The sequence below is a fragment of the Pseudarthrobacter cremeus genome, assembly GCF_051857465.1.
Taxonomy (GTDB): Bacteria; Actinomycetota; Actinomycetes; order Actinomycetales; family Micrococcaceae; genus Arthrobacter.
The window spans coordinates 397961-413283 of the sequence record NZ_JBPZHC010000001.1 but is presented as its reverse complement, the minus strand read 5'-3'; the positions used below and the strand labels follow the sequence as shown (position 1 = coordinate 413283).

At 67.1% G+C, this 15323-nt stretch carries 13 protein-coding genes; all 13 read left to right on the top strand.

The genetic code is table 11. The features are described 5' to 3' along the window. The first annotated feature begins 71 nt into the window (after window positions 1-71). Window positions 72-659 (top strand): bifunctional pyr operon transcriptional regulator/uracil phosphoribosyltransferase PyrR, encoded by a 588-nt coding sequence (pyrR, locus tag ACS5PJ_RS01775; RefSeq protein WP_439433207.1) that lies wholly within the window; start codon window positions 72-74, stop codon window positions 657-659. Beyond that, window positions 656-1696: an aspartate carbamoyltransferase catalytic subunit gene (locus tag ACS5PJ_RS01770; protein ID WP_439433206.1), complete on the top strand. Its 1041-nt coding sequence runs from the start codon at window positions 656-658 to the stop codon at window positions 1694-1696. The genes pyrR and ACS5PJ_RS01770 overlap by 4 nt, the downstream gene beginning before the upstream one ends. Continuing rightward, window positions 1696-3048 (top strand): dihydroorotase, encoded by a 1353-nt coding sequence (locus tag ACS5PJ_RS01765; protein ID WP_439433205.1) that lies wholly within the window; start codon window positions 1696-1698, stop codon window positions 3046-3048. The genes ACS5PJ_RS01770 and ACS5PJ_RS01765 overlap by 1 nt, the downstream gene beginning before the upstream one ends. Next, complete coding sequence (locus ACS5PJ_RS01760; protein ID WP_439433204.1) at window positions 3048-3578, top strand: PH-like domain-containing protein; 531 nt, start codon at window positions 3048-3050, stop codon at window positions 3576-3578. The genes ACS5PJ_RS01765 and ACS5PJ_RS01760 overlap by 1 nt, the downstream gene beginning before the upstream one ends. Further along, window positions 3559-4818 carry a glutamine-hydrolyzing carbamoyl-phosphate synthase small subunit gene (carA, locus tag ACS5PJ_RS01755; protein WP_439433554.1) on the top strand — a complete coding sequence of 420 codons (1260 nt, stop codon included), beginning with the start codon at window positions 3559-3561 and terminating at the stop codon, window positions 4816-4818. The genes ACS5PJ_RS01760 and carA overlap by 20 nt, the downstream gene beginning before the upstream one ends. Further along, window positions 4818-8177 (top strand): carbamoyl-phosphate synthase large subunit, encoded by a 3360-nt coding sequence (gene carB / locus ACS5PJ_RS01750; protein WP_439433203.1) that lies wholly within the window; start codon window positions 4818-4820, stop codon window positions 8175-8177. The genes carA and carB overlap by 1 nt, the downstream gene beginning before the upstream one ends. Next, window positions 8170-9039 carry an orotidine-5'-phosphate decarboxylase gene (gene pyrF, locus ACS5PJ_RS01745; protein ID WP_439433202.1) on the top strand — a complete coding sequence of 290 codons (870 nt, stop codon included), beginning with the start codon at window positions 8170-8172 and terminating at the stop codon, window positions 9037-9039. Before carB ends, pyrF begins: the two co-directional genes overlap by 8 nt. Before the next feature lie 151 nt (window positions 9040-9190). Beyond that, entirely contained in the window at window positions 9191-9508 is a 318-nt protein-coding gene (gene mihF / locus ACS5PJ_RS01740) for an integration host factor, actinobacterial type (protein ID WP_354148337.1), read from the top strand. Window positions 9509-9554: 46 nt separating this feature from the next. Next, complete coding sequence (gmk, locus tag ACS5PJ_RS01735) at window positions 9555-10127, top strand: guanylate kinase (protein WP_439433201.1); 573 nt, start codon at window positions 9555-9557, stop codon at window positions 10125-10127. 39 nt (window positions 10128-10166) lie between these two features. Then, window positions 10167-10427 carry a DNA-directed RNA polymerase subunit omega gene (gene rpoZ / locus ACS5PJ_RS01730; protein WP_354148339.1) on the top strand — a complete coding sequence of 87 codons (261 nt, stop codon included), beginning with the start codon at window positions 10167-10169 and terminating at the stop codon, window positions 10425-10427. 52 nt (window positions 10428-10479) lie between these two features. Further along, entirely contained in the window at window positions 10480-11730 is a 1251-nt protein-coding gene (coaBC, locus tag ACS5PJ_RS01725; protein WP_439433200.1) for a bifunctional phosphopantothenoylcysteine decarboxylase/phosphopantothenate--cysteine ligase CoaBC, read from the top strand. A gap of 78 nt (window positions 11731-11808) precedes the next feature. Further along, window positions 11809-13044 carry a methionine adenosyltransferase gene (gene metK / locus ACS5PJ_RS01720; RefSeq protein WP_354148341.1) on the top strand — a complete coding sequence of 412 codons (1236 nt, stop codon included), beginning with the start codon at window positions 11809-11811 and terminating at the stop codon, window positions 13042-13044. A gap of 112 nt (window positions 13045-13156) precedes the next feature. Beyond that, window positions 13157-15301, top strand: a complete 2145-nt coding sequence (locus ACS5PJ_RS01715) for a primosomal protein N' (RefSeq protein ID WP_439433199.1) — start codon at window positions 13157-13159, stop codon at window positions 15299-15301. Window positions 15302-15323 lie beyond the last annotated feature (22 nt).

Genomic DNA, 15323 nt, shown 5'->3' with positions numbered 1-15323 from the left:
GTGGTAATTTTGAAACGCAAATGATCCTTTTTTAATTCCGTCCCGTGAGGCGGGGAAAGGGGAGACAAGAGTTGACTGCTGTCACCAGCGCACCGGTTCCAGCCAGGGTTGTCCTCAACCAGGCGGACATTGACCGTGCACTCACTCGAATCGCCCATGAGATCCTTGAGGCCAACAAGGGGTCCAAAGACCTGGTCCTGCTGGGTATCCCGCGCCGCGGCTACCCGCTGGCAGTCCGGCTGGCACAGAAGATCGCCGCCGCTGATCCCACCGTTGACGCCGCCGCCATCGTCGGCCAGCTCGATGTCACCATGTTCCGCGATGACCTTTCCCATCAGCCCACCAGGCCGCCGCTGCCCACCCAGCTGCCCCGGACGGGGATCGACAACAAAGTTGTGGTGCTGATCGATGATGTCCTCTACTCCGGCCGCACCATCCGCGCAGCCCTCGACGCCCTGATCGACCTCGGCCGTCCCCGCATCGTGAGGCTGGCTGTCCTGATCGACCGCGGGCACCGCGAGCTCCCCATCCGGGCCGACCACGTAGGCAAGAACCTGCCCACCTCGTCCGCTGAAAAGGTCCGGGTCCGGCTGGCGGAAACGGACAGGGATGCCAGCGGCGCGGCCATCAACGAAGTGGTTATCGAGGGCGGCGCGTGAAACACCTCCTCTCCACCGAAGACCTCAGCCTGGCCAACGCCGTCCGCATCCTCGACACCGCCGAAGAAATGGCCGCCGTAGGGGACCGCGAAGTCAAGAAACTCCCCGCACTGCGCGGGCGCACCGTGGTGAACCTGTTCTTCGAGGACTCAACCCGCACGCGGATCTCCTTCGAGGCTGCCGCCAAGCGCCTGTCCGCCGACGTCATCAACTTCGCCGCGAAGGGCTCCTCGGTCTCCAAGGGTGAGTCCCTCAAGGACACGGCACAGACACTGGCAGCAATGGGGGCGGACGCCGTCGTGATCCGTCACTGGGCATCGGGGGCCCCGCACCGGCTGGCGGCCACGGACTGGATCGATGCCGCAGTCATCAACGCCGGCGACGGCACCCACGAACACCCCACGCAGGCATTGCTGGACGCGTTCACCATGCGCCGGCACTGGTCCAGACTGGCCGGTACCGGGTCCACCGGCGCAGACCTGACGGGCATGCGCGTGGCCATCGCCGGCGACGTCCTGCACTCCCGCGTTGCCCGCTCCAACGTGTGGCTGCTCCGGACCCTTGGCGCGGAGGTAACCCTCGTGGCGCCTCCCACCCTGCTGCCCATCGGCGTCGAGCAGTGGCCGTGCAAGGTCAGCTACAACCTGGACGAAACCCTTGAAAAGGGTGTGGACGCGGTCATGATGCTGCGGGTCCAGGGCGAGCGGATGAACGCCTCATTCTTCCCGTCCACCCGCGAATACTCCCGTCGCTGGGGTTTCGATGACAACCGGCTCCGGACCCTGGACACCCTGGGGCTCAAAGACACCATCATCATGCACCCCGGACCCATGAACCGGGGACTGGAAATTTCCGCCGCCGCCGCCGACTCGCCCCGCTCCACCGTGCTCGCCCAGGTGCGGAACGGCGTCTCGGTCCGGATGGCCACCCTGTACTTGCTGCTCTCCGGTGATACCCGCGAACCAGCCGCCGCGGGTATCGCCCGCACCAACGACGCCCCGGCGTACGCCGCACATTCCACCAAGGAGAGCAACTGATGGCAGAGAACAACGGAACCTACCTGATCCGCGGTGCAGCGGTCCTGGGCTCCGCGGCCGAGGACCTGCTCATCCGCGACGGCGTCATCGCCGCCCGGGGGACCGCCGCAGCAACCAGCCCCTACGCAGACGGCGCAACAGTGATCGAAGCCGCAGGCCTGGTGGCCCTGCCCGGCATGGTGGACGTGCACACCCACCTGCGCGAGCCCGGACGCGAAGACGCCGAAACGGTTGAAACCGGTACCCGGGCTGCTGCGCTGGGCGGCTACACCGCAGTCCACGCCATGGCCAACAGCACACCGGTGGCGGACACCGCCGGCGTGGTGGAACAGGTCTACAGCCTGGGCCGCGCCGCCGGTTGGGTGGACGTCCGCCCCGTCGGCGCAGTGACAGTGGGCCTTGCGGGGGAACAGCTCGCAGAGCTCGGCGCCATGGCCGACTCCCGCGCCCGGGTCCGGATGTTCTCCGACGACGGCATCTGCGTCCACGATCCGGTGCTGATGCGCCGGGCGCTCGAGTACGTCAAAGCGTTCGACGGCGTCGTGGCCCAGCACGCGCAGGAACCGCGGCTCACCGCCGGGGCCCAGATGAACGAGGGCGAAGTGTCCGCCGTCCTGGGACTCACCGGCTGGCCGGCCGTTGCCGAGGAAAGCATCATCGCCCGGGACGTCCTGCTGGCACAGCACGTGAACTCCCGCCTGCACGTCTGCCACGTGTCAACCGCCGGTTCCGTGGAGATCATCCGCTGGGCCAAGCAACGCGGCATCAACGTCACAGCCGAGGTCACCCCGCACCACCTGCTGCTCACGGACAGCCTCGTCCGCAGCTACAACCCCGTCTACAAGGTCAACCCGCCGCTCCGGACTGACGCCGACGTGCAGGCACTCCGCGCAGGCCTCGCCGACGGCACCATCGACGTTGTGGGAACCGACCACGCACCGCACCCCAGCGAACACAAGGAATGCGAGTGGGCCCAGGCAGCCATGGGCATGACCGGACTGGAAACCGCCTTGTCGGTGGTCCAGCACGCCATGATCGAAACGGGCCTGATGACCTGGGCGGATTTTGCCCGCGTGACCTCCACTGCCGCGGCCCGGATCGGCCGGCTGGCGGACCAGGGCCGCCCCCTCGAAGCAGGCGAACCCGCCAACCTCATTCTGGTCGACCCCGCCGCCCGCTGGACCGTGGACCCCGCCAAGATGGCCACCATGGGCCGTAATTCGCCGTTCGCCGGACTGGAACTGCCGGGCAAGGTGGTGGCCACCTTCTATAAGGGCCATCCCACGGTCCTGGACGGCAAGCTCAACACCCCGTACAGGCACCTGGCCGACTCAACGGCGGGCGCGGCCTGATGGAAAACCAGACCCTCACGCTCGTCATCACGCTGGCGCTGGTCGCCGCCGCGCTGGTCCTGATCGGCATCGGCTGGCGCAACCGCCTCAGGCGGCAGGCCGACGTCGCACCTTTGCCTGCCGTGCCGGAAGCCGCCGGAGTGCCGGTGGCCCGCGCGGAGGGCCAGTACGTTGCCTCCACCACGGCCGGTGACTGGCTCGACCGGATCGCCGTGCACGGCCTCGGCCTGCGGACCAACGCTGTCCTCAGCGTGTTCTCCCACGGCGTCCTCTTCGACCGCTCCGGCGCACCCGCGCTCTACATCCCGGCGGCCAGCCTGACCGGGGTCCGGCAGGAAAGCGGAATGGCCGGCAAGTTCGTGGAGAAGGAAGGGCTGCTGGTCCTCACCTGGCACCTCGGGAGCCACGAACTGGATACCGGCTTCCGCACCCGCAGGGCTGCCGACAAAACCGTCCTCGATGACTCGCTTCAGCAATTGATCGCCGCCGCCCGCCAAGAACATTCCCAGGATCCCCAGAGTGGAAAGTAAGACAGTGACAGAAACAGTGACAGCAAACCCAGCGGCTTCGGCTCCGTCCACCCCGGCGGCCTTCGTGCTGGAGGACGGCCGGATCTTCCGCGGCACCAGCTACGGCGCGCAGGGCAAGGCCCTGGGGGAAGCGGTCTTCGCCACCGGCATGACCGGCTACCAGGAAACCATCACCGATCCCTCCTACGCCCGCCAGCTGGTAGTGCAGACCGCTCCGCACATCGGCAACACCGGCGTGAACAACGACGACGCCGAGTCCCGCCGCATCTGGGTGGCCGGCTACATCGTCCGGGACGCCGCGAGGCGGCCGTCCAACTGGCGCTCCGAGCGTTCCCTGGACGAGGAACTGGTGGAGCAGGGGATTGTGGGAATCCAAGGCGTGGACACCCGCGCCATCACCCGGCACCTGCGCGAGCACAAGACCATGCGCGCCGGCATCTTCTCCGGCGAGGCGGCCCAGGCAACCGACAAGGAACTCCTGGACGCTGTCCTGGCCAGTGCCCCGATGGAAGGCGCCCGCCTGGCTGAAGAAGTCAGCGTAGACGAGGCATACGTGGTGGAACCCCGGGACCACGGCTGGGACGGAGAGGCGCGTTTCAGCATTGCCGCGATCGACCTCGGCATCAAGGCCATGACCCCCGTCCGCTTCGCCGAGCGCGGCGTCCGCGTGCATGTCCTGCCCGCCACCGCCACGCTGGAGGATGTGAAGGCCGTCAACCCGGATGGCTTCTTTATGTCAAACGGTCCCGGCGACCCCGCTACCGCTGACGCGCAGGTCAAGCTGCTCCGTTCGGTCCTGGACGAGAAGCTTCCGTACTTCGGCATCTGCTTCGGCAACCAGATCCTCGGACGGGCGCTGGGCTTCGGTACCTACAAGCTCCGCTACGGCCACCGCGGCATCAACCAGCCCGTGCTGGACCGGCGCACCGGCAAGGTGGAGATCACCTCGCAGAACCACGGTTTCGCCGTGGACGCACCGCTCGACGGCGCCACGCAGGCACCGGAGGAGCGCTACGGCCGGGTGGAGGTCAGCCACATCAGCCTGAACGACGACGTCGTGGAAGGCCTCGCCTGCCTGGACATCCCCGCCTTCTCGGTCCAGTACCACCCGGAAGCGGCCGCCGGCCCGCACGACGCCGCGTACCTGTTCGACCGTTTCATCGACCTCATGGCAGAGACCAAAGAAGCTGTTGCCGGCGCGCAGAACACCACCGACTCCAAGACTGAGGACAAGAAGTAATGCCCAAGAGAACTGACCTTAAGAGCGTCCTGGTCATCGGCTCCGGCCCGATCGTCATCGGCCAGGCCGCCGAATTCGACTACTCCGGTACCCAGGCACTGCGTGTCCTCAAGGAGGAGGGCCTCCGGGTCATCCTGGTGAACTCCAACCCCGCCACCATCATGACGGACCCCGAGTTCGCCGATGCCACCTACATCGAGCCCATCACCCCCGAGGTGGTGGAGAAGATCATCGCCAAGGAGCGGCCGGACGCCATCCTGCCCACCCTGGGCGGGCAGACGGCCCTGAACACCGCCATCGCCCTGGACAAGAACGGTGTGCTGGCGAAGTACAACGTCGAACTCATCGGCGCGAACATCGCCGCGATCGAGCTCGGCGAGGACCGCGAAAAGTTCAAGGGCGTGGTGGAACGCTGTGGCGCCGAATCAGCCCGCAGCCACATCATCCACACCATCGACGAGGCCCTCAAAGCCGCCGAGGACCTCGGCTACCCCATGGTGGTCCGGCCCTCATTCACCATGGGCGGCCTCGGCTCCGGCCTCGCCTATGACGAAGGCGACCTCCGCCGCATCGTCGGACAGGGCCTGCAGTACAGCCCAACATCCGAGGTCCTGCTCGAAGAGAGCATCCTCGGGTGGAAGGAATACGAGCTCGAGATGATGCGGGACAAGAACGACAACGTGGTTGTGGTCTGTTCCATCGAAAACTTCGACCCCGTAGGCGTCCACACCGGCGACTCCATCACCGTGGCACCGGCACTGACCCTCACGGACCGCGAATACCAGCGGCTGCGCGACATCTCCATCGCCGTGATCCGCGAAGTGGGCGTGGACACCGGCGGCTGCAACATCCAGTTCGCCGTCGAGCCGGACACCGGCCGCGTGGTGGTCATCGAGATGAACCCGCGCGTGTCCCGTTCCTCCGCCCTGGCTTCCAAGGCCACAGGATTTGCCATCGCCAAGATTGCCACGAAGCTTTCCCTCGGCTACACCCTGGACGAAATCCCGAACGACATCACGCAGAAGACGCCCGCGTCCTTCGAGCCCACCCTGGACTACGTGGTGGTCAAGGTTCCGAGGTTCGCCTTCGAGAAATTCCCGGCCGCCGACGACACCCTCACCACCACCATGAAGTCGGTGGGTGAAGCGATGGCGATGGGACGCAACTTCACCGAGGCGCTGCAGAAGGCCCTCCGTTCCCTGGAGCAGAAGGGCTCCCAGCTGGATTTCAGCTCCGTCCCGGAGTGGGAAGTCGCGGAGCTCATCGAGAAGTCCAAACGTCCCACCACGGAGCGCCTGCACCAGGTCCAGCGTGCGCTCCTGGGCGGCGCCAGCGTGGAGGAGCTTTTCGAAGCCACCAAGATCGACCCCTGGTACCTTGACCAGCTCCAGCTCCTGAACGAGATCTCCCACGAGATCCGCCAGGCCGGTTCCCTGACCGTGGAGATGCTTAAGCGGGCCAAGCGCCACGGCTTCTCGGACGAGCAGATCGGTGCCCTGACGCACAACTCGGAGGCCGTGGTCCGCGGCGTCCGCCAGGCCCTGGGAATCCGTCCGGTCTACAAGACTGTGGACACCTGCGCTGCCGAGTTCGCTGCCTACACGCCGTACCACTACTCCTCCTACGACGAGGAGGACGAGGTTGCGCTGCACGCCAAGCCGTCCATCCTGATCCTCGGCTCCGGTCCCAACCGCATCGGCCAGGGCATCGAGTTCGACTACTCCTGCGTCCACGCGTCAATGGCACTGCGCAAGGCCGGCTACGAGACAGTGATGGTCAACTGCAACCCGGAAACCGTCTCCACCGACTACGACGTCTCCACCCGCCTGTACTTCGAGCCGCTGACGCTTGAGGACGTCCTGGAGGTCATCGCGGCCGAGGAACGGACCGGCGGCGTGATGGGCGTCTTCGTCCAGCTCGGCGGCCAGACCCCGCTGAAGCTTGCCCAGCAGCTGGCCGACGCCGGTGTGCCCATCCTGGGCACGTCCCCGGAAGCGATCGACCTCGCCGAGCACCGCGGCGCCTTCTCCCGCGTCCTGGACAGGGCCGGCCTGATCTCCCCGAAGAACGGCACAGCCGTGTCCTTCGAGGACGCCAAGAAGATCGCTGACGAGATCGGCTACCCCGTCCTGGTCCGTCCGTCCTACGTCCTCGGCGGCCGCGGCATGGAGATCGTCTACGACGAGCCGAACCTCTCCCGCTACATCGCCAACGCCACCGAAATCACTCCGGACCACCCGGTCCTGATCGACCGGTTCCTCGAAGACGCCGTCGAAATCGACGTCGACGCGCTCTTCGACGGCACGGACATGTACCTGGGCGGCATCATGGAGCACATCGAGGAAGCCGGTATCCACTCCGGTGATTCCGCCTGCGTCCTGCCGCCCATCACGCTGGGCAACAACGTCCTCGAACGTGTCCGCACCGCCACCCGGGCCATCGCCGAGGGCGTGGGCGTGCGGGGCCTGATCAACATCCAGTTCGCGCTTGCCTCCGATGTCCTGTACGTCCTGGAAGCGAACCCGCGTGCCTCCCGCACCGTCCCGTTCGTCTCCAAGGCCACCGGCGTCCAGATGGCCAAGGCGGCCGCCCTGATCGGCACCGGTGTCACCATCCACCAGCTCCGGACCGCTTATAAGATGCTGCCGGAAACCGGCGACGGCTCCACGCTGCCGCTGGACGCGCCGGTCTCGGTCAAGGAAGCTGTCCTGCCGTTCAGCCGGTTCCGCACACTGGAGGGCAAGGTGGTGGACTCGCTGCTCGGCCCCGAAATGCGCTCCACCGGCGAGGTGATGGGCATCGACAAGCACTTCGACACCGCGTTTGCCAAGAGCCAGGCAGCCGCCAACAACGCGCTGCCCACGGAAGGCAAGATCTTCGTGTCCGTGGCAAACCGCGACAAGCGCTCGGTCATCATGGGCGTCAAGCGGCTCTCCGATCTCGGCTTCGAGATCGTCTCCACCGGCGGAACCGCGGACGTCCTGCGCCGCAACGGCATCCAGGCCACCCCGGTCCGCAAGGTCGCCGAGGGCAGCAGCGCCGAAGGCGAAGGCACCATCGCGGACCTGGTCATTGCCGGCGAGATCGACATGGTGTTCAACACCCCGTCCGGCGGCGAAGCCCGCAGCGACGGCTACGAACTCCGCGCAGCTGCCACGTCCATCGGCATTCCCTGCATCACCACTGTGGCCGAGTTCAACGCCGCCGTCCAGGCGATCGAGGCCATGCGCACCTACGAGTGGTCGGTGACCAGCCTGCAGGAGCATGCAGCAGCGCTGACCGCCTCGCAGCATGCGGCCGCACAGAACGCTGCACCGCAGGATGCGGCTCTCGATTCAGCGGTTTCGCAGAATGCCTGAGGCCGGCCCGTCATCAGCCGCTGCGGGCCGGGAGTCCTTCGGCTCCCGGCTCGGCGCCGCCATGTCCGCCCGCGGGCCGCTCTGCGTGGGCATTGACCCCCACCCGGCGCTGCTCAAGGCGTGGGGACTGGACGACGACGCCGCCGGGCTGAGGCGCTTTTCGCTGACAGTCCTGGAAGCCGTGGGTTCGCTCGCTGCCGCGGTGAAGCCGCAGGTGGCGCTCTACGAACGCCACGGATCGGCGGGGATGGCCGTCCTTGAGGAACTCCTTGCCGAGGCCCGGGACGAGTCGGTCCTCACCATCGCCGACGCCAAGCGCGGCGACATCGGCTCCACCATGGCCGCCTACGCGGACGCCTGGCTCCGGGACAGCTCACCGCTCGCGGCCGACTCGGTAACCCTTAGCCCGTACCTGGGCTTCGAGTCGCTCCGGCCGGCGCTGGACCTTGCAGCCGAGACCGGCCGCGGTGTCTTCGTCCTGGCGCTGACCTCCAACCCGGAAGGGGCATCCGTGCAGCACGTTGGCGGAGCCGATTCCGTGGCGCGGCGGATCGTCGAGGCTGCAGCGGCCGAGAACCGGCGTTATCCCGGCGCCCTCGGCTCGGTGGGCCTGGTTGTCGGGGCCACCGTGGGCTCGGCGCTGTCCGACCTGCAGCTGGACCTTGGGGCCGTCCGCGGTCCCATCCTCGCTCCTGGACTGGGCGCACAGGGTGCAACGGCGGCTGACCTGCGGAGGACATTCGGCGCAGCCTACCCACAGGTCCTGGGAACCTCCAGCCGCGATATTCTGGCAGCCGGTCCCGCTGCCCACGCACTCCGGGAAGCCGCCCTCCGCACGCTTGACGGGCTCCGGGGCGAATAGCCGCACCTGGTTGCGCCGCGGGTGCGCTTCAGGTGCGCTGAAGGTGTATGCAGGCGGGATGCATTGATTCGCTGCCCCCCAAGGGGTAGGTTTCTGGACAAGTCCAATGGCGGCCGCCTTGGATGCATCCGTCCCACCGGGGGTGTCCACAATGAGTCTGCGACCCTTATCCGCGTCGGAACGCACAGCTGCCCTGCAAAAGGCCGCGGCTGCCCGTGCAGCCAGGGCTGCGGTGAAGGAAAGGCTCAAGAACGGCCAGACGTCGGCTGCGGACATCATCAGCTCGGCCGCCGCTGACGATGCCCTGGCCAGGATGCGGGTGGCGGAGCTGCTTGAAGCCCTGCCCGGCATCGGCAAGGTCCGGGCAGCGGCCATCATGGAACAGCTGGGAATCGCGGCCTCCCGGCGTGTCCGGGGACTGGGCATCCACCAGCGCCAGGCGCTGGTAGATTTTATAGACGAGAAGTAGGGCGTGCCACGGTCCGCCCCATCCGAACTCCGGCACAAAGGAATACGTGAGCAAGAAACCGGGACTGACAGTCCTCGCAGGTCCGACGGCTGTTGGCAAAGGCACCGTATCCACCTACATCAGGGATAACTACCCCGAAGTCTGGCTTTCCGTATCGGCCACCACCCGTGCACCCCGGCCGGGGGAGCAGGACGGCGTTCACTACTTCTTCAAGTCAAAGGAAGAATTCGAATCACTGGTGGCGGCCGGCGACTTGCTGGAGTGGGCCGTAGTTCACGGCCAGAACACCTACGGCACGCTGAAAAGCACCGTCAAGGAGGCCATCGCGGGTGGCAAGTCCGTCCTGCTGGAGATTGACCTGCAGGGCGCCCGGCAGGTCAAAGCTGCTGTCCCCGATGCACAATTCATCTTCCTCGCCCCGCCCAGCTGGGACGAAATGGTGCGCCGGCTGGTAGGCCGTGGCACTGAAACCGCGGACGAACAGCGGCAACGGCTGGAAACCGCTAAACTAGAACTTGCCGCTGAACCGGAGTTTGACCACACCGTCATCAATGATGACGTTCGCCGGGCAGCGGACGAGCTTGTTTCACTCATGGGGCTGACACCGCACCCGCACTAGCTGCCGGTACCGTTCAGCCCGTTAGAATTTGGAGAATTCGTGTCCACGAACCTTGAAGGCATCATCAACCCGCCGATCGACTCACTGCTTGAGGCAGCTGATTCCAAGTACGGCCTGGTGATCTTCGGCGCCAAGCGTGCACGCCAGATCAACGCTTACTACGCCCAGCTGCACGAGGGCCTGTTCGAGTACGTGGGCCCGCTGGTCGACACCAAGCTGAACGAGAAGTCGCTGTCCATCGCCCTGCGCGAGATCAACGAAGGCAAGCTCGTTTCCACGCCGATCGAACACGCAGAGTAACGCAGCGGTCGGGCAACAAGATCACGCAGACTTACCCGTTGACGGAGATCACGTGCGCATAGTCCTCGGAGTCGGGGGAGGGATTGCCGCCTACAAGGTGGCGTCGCTCCTCCGGCTTTTTACTGAAGCCGGGCATGACGTCACCGTGATCCCAACCGACGCCGCCACCCGTTTTGTCGGTGTTGCCACCTGGGAAGCCCTGTCCGGCAACCCGGTGACCAACAGCGTCTTTGACGAGGTTCATCAGGTCAACCACGTCAAGCTCGGGCACGAGGCCGACCTGATCGTGGTGGCGCCCGCAACAGCTGATCTGCTGGCGCGCGCGGCCACCGGCCAGGCCAACGACCTCCTCACCAACACGCTGCTGATGGCACGGGGACCCGTGCTGTTTGCCCCCGCCATGCACACCGAGATGTGGCAGCATGCCGCCACCCGGGCGAACGTGGAGACCCTGCGGGGCAGGGGAGTGGCGGTGCTGGAACCCGCCAGCGGACGCCTGACCGGCTCCGACTCCGGTCCCGGCCGCCTGCCGGAGCCTGAAGCCATCTTCGATGCCGCCATGGCCCTTGCCCAGGGCAAGCCGGACTACCAGCTTCCCCTCGCCGGTAAGACGGTCACCATCAGTGCCGGCGGCACACGTGAACCCTTGGACCCCGTGCGCTTCCTGGGCAACAGGTCCTCCGGCAAGCAGGGCGTCGCGTTGGCCGTTGCCGCGCGCAACGCCGGCGCCACTGTGCGGCTGCTCGCCGCGCATATGGAGGTCCCGCCCCCAGCCGGCGTCGAGGTTGTGGCAGTGGAGACTGCCCTGCAGCTGCGGGAGGCCGCGCTGGCCGCGGCAGCGGATTCCGACGTCGTCATCATGGCCGCAGCCGTTGCAGACTTCCGTCCTGCGGAGATCTCCGGCACCAAGATCAAGAAGCGTGAGGACACCGCGGATCCGGTGATTACGCTGGTCCGCAACCCCGATATCCTGCAGGAGCTCGTGGAACTGCGCGGCCAGGCCCTGGAACATGACTCAGTCCGCCGCAACCAACTGATCATCGGGTTCGCCGCCGAAACCGGTGACGGGCAGGGCGACGTCCTGGCCTACGCGGAGGCCAAGCTCAAGCGCAAGGGCTGTGACCTCCTGGTCCTCAACCACGTGGGCACGGACAAGGTCTTCGGCCAGGACACCAATTCCGTAGTCATCCTGGCCCGCTCCGGCGCCGAACCACAATTGGCCGCCGGCACCAAGACCGAGGTTTCGGCCGCCATTATTAACCGGATCGGCTTCGAGCTGAACCGCGTTTCGCCCCGCGCCTGACGCCAGGCACGGCAGGGTTTCCTTAGCACGGGGACACACGCCGCCGGACGTCCGATTCCTAACCAGTAAGGTAGTTGAGTGACTTTACCGCTGCACATTCCCCAGACCCACGGGACCACGCCCCCCGCACTCCGGCTCTTCACGTCCGAATCGGTCACTGAAGGCCACCCGGACAAGATCTGTGACCAGATCAGCGACGCCATCCTGGACGCGCTCCTCGCGGCAGACCCGGAGTCCCGCGTGGCCGTCGAGACCATGGCCACCACCGGCCTGGTCCATGTTGCCGGCGAAGTCACCACCGACGCCTACGTTGAAATCCCGCAAATCGTCCGCGAGACCATCCTGGGCATTGGCTACGACTCCTCTGCCAACGGGTTCGACGGCGCCCGTTGTGGCGTGTCGGTATCCATCGGCCAGCAGTCCAACGACATCGCCGGGGGCGTCTTCAACTCCCTCGAAGCCCGTGAGGGCCGCCAGGAGGACGACTACGACCTCCAGGGCGCCGGCGACCAGGGCCTGATGTTCGGCTACGCGAGCGACGAAACGCCGTCGTACATGCCCACCCCCATCTGGCTGGCGCACCGCCTCTCCGAACGCCTTACCGAGGTGCGCAAGTCCGGCCTGCTGGCCTACCTGCGCCCCGACGGCAAGACCCAGGTCACGGTGGGGTACGACAAAGACGTTCCGGTATCAGTGGAAACCGTGGTCATCTCCAGCCAGCACGCCGAAGGCACCAGCCTGGACCGGCTCCGGGCCGACCTCGCGGCCATGGTGATTGATCCCGTGCTTGCCGCCGCCAACCTGGACATTTCACGGGCTGCGAACATTCTTAACCCCGCCGGCGAGTTCGTCATCGGCGGACCCGTGGGCGACGCCGGCCTGACCGGGCGGAAGATCATCGTGGACACCTACGGCGGCATGGCCCGTCACGGCGGCGGCGCATTCTCGGGCAAGGACCCGTCCAAGGTGGACCGGTCCGCTGCGTATGCCATGCGCTGGGTTGCCAAGAACGTGGTGGCCGCCGGCCTCGCCAAGCGCGCCGAAATCCAGATTGCCTACGCGATCGGCCAGGCCCGGCCCGTCGGGACCTACGTGGAGACTTTCGGCACCGAAACCGTGGACCCCGCGAAGATCAGTGCCGCGATCGCCGAAATCTTCGACCTCCGTCCGCGGGCCATCATCGATGCCCTGGACCTGAAGCGTCCCATCTACGCCAAGACTGCCGCGCACGGACACTTCGGCCGCGACGATCCCGATTTCACGTGGGAACGCCTCGACCGCGTTGACGACCTCAAGGCCTTCTTCAACGCCTAAGGCCGGACCGCCCGCGGCGGACGCGGCAGACGGAATGTCAGAGGCCCATGGTTGGCTTGACGTGTCCGGACAAACCGGACCTGCCAGGTCCGGCGCAGAATGTTGAACGGGGGTGAGGGCCGTGGCCGCTAAGGAGACTGCTGTCCAGCCATCGCTTCTGCAGGGCTTCCCCTCAAAAGCCAGGCCGGCGGGCCCGCGGCTGGCCGGCCACCTCCCCGTTGCCAGGGTCCTCGTAGAGACTCCGCTGCCGCATCTGGACCGTCCGTTCGATTACAGCGTCCCGGACGAATTGGACGAGGCGGCGCAGCCCGGCGTCCGGGTCAAGGTCAAGTTCAATGGCCAGGACCTGTCCGGTTTCATCATGGAACGCGCTGCGGAGTCCGACGCCGGCCATGCCCTGGTGCCGCTGCATAAAGTCATCTCCCCGGTCGCCGTTCTGACGCCCCCGGTCCGGGACCTTGTTTCCGCCGTTGCAGCGCGGTACGCGGGCACCGTCAGCGACGTCCTTCGGGTGGCCGTGCCGCCGCGCGTAGCCAAGCTGGACAAGGAGTTTTCCGCAGGATTACTCCCTGGATCCACCGGTGAAGCCGCTGCCGGCTCCGGGCCGGAACGCGATGCACAGGCCGGCGGGTCAGGCGCCCTGCAGGACCAGGAAGCTGACTGGGACGGGTACACGAACGGACCCGCCTTTGTCCGGCACCTCAGGGAAGGCGGATCCCCGCGGGCAGTCTTCAGCCCGCTGCAGGGATTCGGCCAGGCCGCCTGGCCGCGGCTGGTGGCGGCCGCGGTGGCGGCCGTACGGGCCTCCGGCCGTGGTGCATTGGTAGTCGTACCTGACCACCGTGACCTCGACCAGCTCGAAGCGGCGCTGCTCGACGTACTGCCGGCCAGCGACATCGCCCGCCTCACCGCAGATGACGGGCCCACGCCGCGCTACCGGAATTTCCTCCGCCTCCTGGCCGGAACGGCGCGGGTCGCCATCGGGACACGTTCGGCGGCCTACGCCCCTGTGCATGACGTGGGCCTGGTGGCCTGCTGGGACGACGGCGACGACCTCCACATCGAACAGCGCGCTCCGTACGCCCACGCCCGCGAGGTCCTGTTGCTTCGGGCCGACCAGGAAGGCGCTGCCTGCCTGATGGCGGCCCATTCCAGGAGCACTGAACTGCAACGGCTGGTGGAGGCCGGCTGGGCCATGCCCATCGACGCCGAGCGGCCCTACCTGCGCCGGACCGTTCCGCGCGTGCTCAACACGGCTGACAGCTTTGAACAGGAACGCGACCCCCTGGCGCGGATCGCCAGGCTCCCCGGGGCCGCGTGGCGGGCCGCCAAGGAAGGACTGGAACGCGGCCCGGTCCTGGTGCAGGTGGCCCGCGCCGGCTACGCCCCGTCCCTGGTATGCGAGACCTGCCGCGAGCCTGCCCGGTGCCAGTCCTGCCAGGGCCCGCTGGCCCTCGCAGGCGCCAGCGGTTCGGCCTCGATTCCGCAATGCCGGTGGTGTTCCACACCCTCTCCTGACTGGCACTGCGTCCACTGCTCAGGGCGCAGGCTCCGAAAGGGAGCCACGGGAGTCATGCGGACGGCCGAAGAGCTGGGCCGGGCTTTTCCCGGGAAGGCCGTCGTCACCTCGTCGGGAGACCACGTCAAAGCACGGGTGGGCAGCACCAACGCCCTGGTGGTGGCGACGGTCGGCGCGGAACCCGTGGCTGACGGCGGATACGCCGCGGCCCTGCTTCTCGACGGCGACTCGCTGCTGCGGCGTGAAAATCTCCGCGCCGGCGAGGACACGGTCCGCCGCTGGTTCAATGCCGCGGCCCTGGTACGCCCCGCGTCCGACGGCGGACTGGTGGTCATCACCGCGACGGAGAGTGTCGCCGTCGGCGCGCTGCTGCGGTGGGACCCGGCCGGCTATGCCCGGCGGGAGCTGGAACTCCGGATGGAACTCCAGTTGCCCCCCGCTGTCCGCATCGCATCCGTCACCGGTCCCCGGGCCGCCGTCGTGCATTTCACCGCTGCTGTGGAACACCAGCTGGCCGCCTCGGGCCTGACGCTGCGGACCGCTGGACCGGCGCCGGTGCTGCTCGTCGGTCTCCCCACACCGCAGCGGGTCGGAGAAGACGTCCGGACCCTGCTGTTCTTCCCCTATGGCCAGGCCGGCACCGTCACCCGTGTCCTGCGCGCAACGAAGGCGGCCGCAGCCGCCAAAAGGAGCGACGAACCGGTGCAGGTCAGGCTCGACGGCGTTGACGTCCTCTAGCAGTGCCCTCTGGCCGTGCCCG

Excerpts from the sequence above, each read along its gene's own strand:
- pyrF (WP_439433202.1), top strand. The coding sequence starts at position 8,170 with ATGCCTGAGGCCGGCCCGTCATCAGCCGCTGCGGGCCGGGAGTCCTTC.
- mihF (WP_354148337.1), top strand. The coding sequence starts at position 9,191 with ATGAGTCTGCGACCCTTATCCGCGTCGGAACGCACAGCTGCCCTGCAA.
- ACS5PJ_RS01765 (WP_439433205.1), top strand. The coding sequence starts at position 1,696 with ATGGCAGAGAACAACGGAACCTACCTGATCCGCGGTGCAGCGGTCCTG.
- carB (WP_439433203.1), top strand. The coding sequence starts at position 4,818 with ATGCCCAAGAGAACTGACCTTAAGAGCGTCCTGGTCATCGGCTCCGGC.
- ACS5PJ_RS01760 (WP_439433204.1), top strand. The coding sequence starts at position 3,048 with ATGGAAAACCAGACCCTCACGCTCGTCATCACGCTGGCGCTGGTCGCC.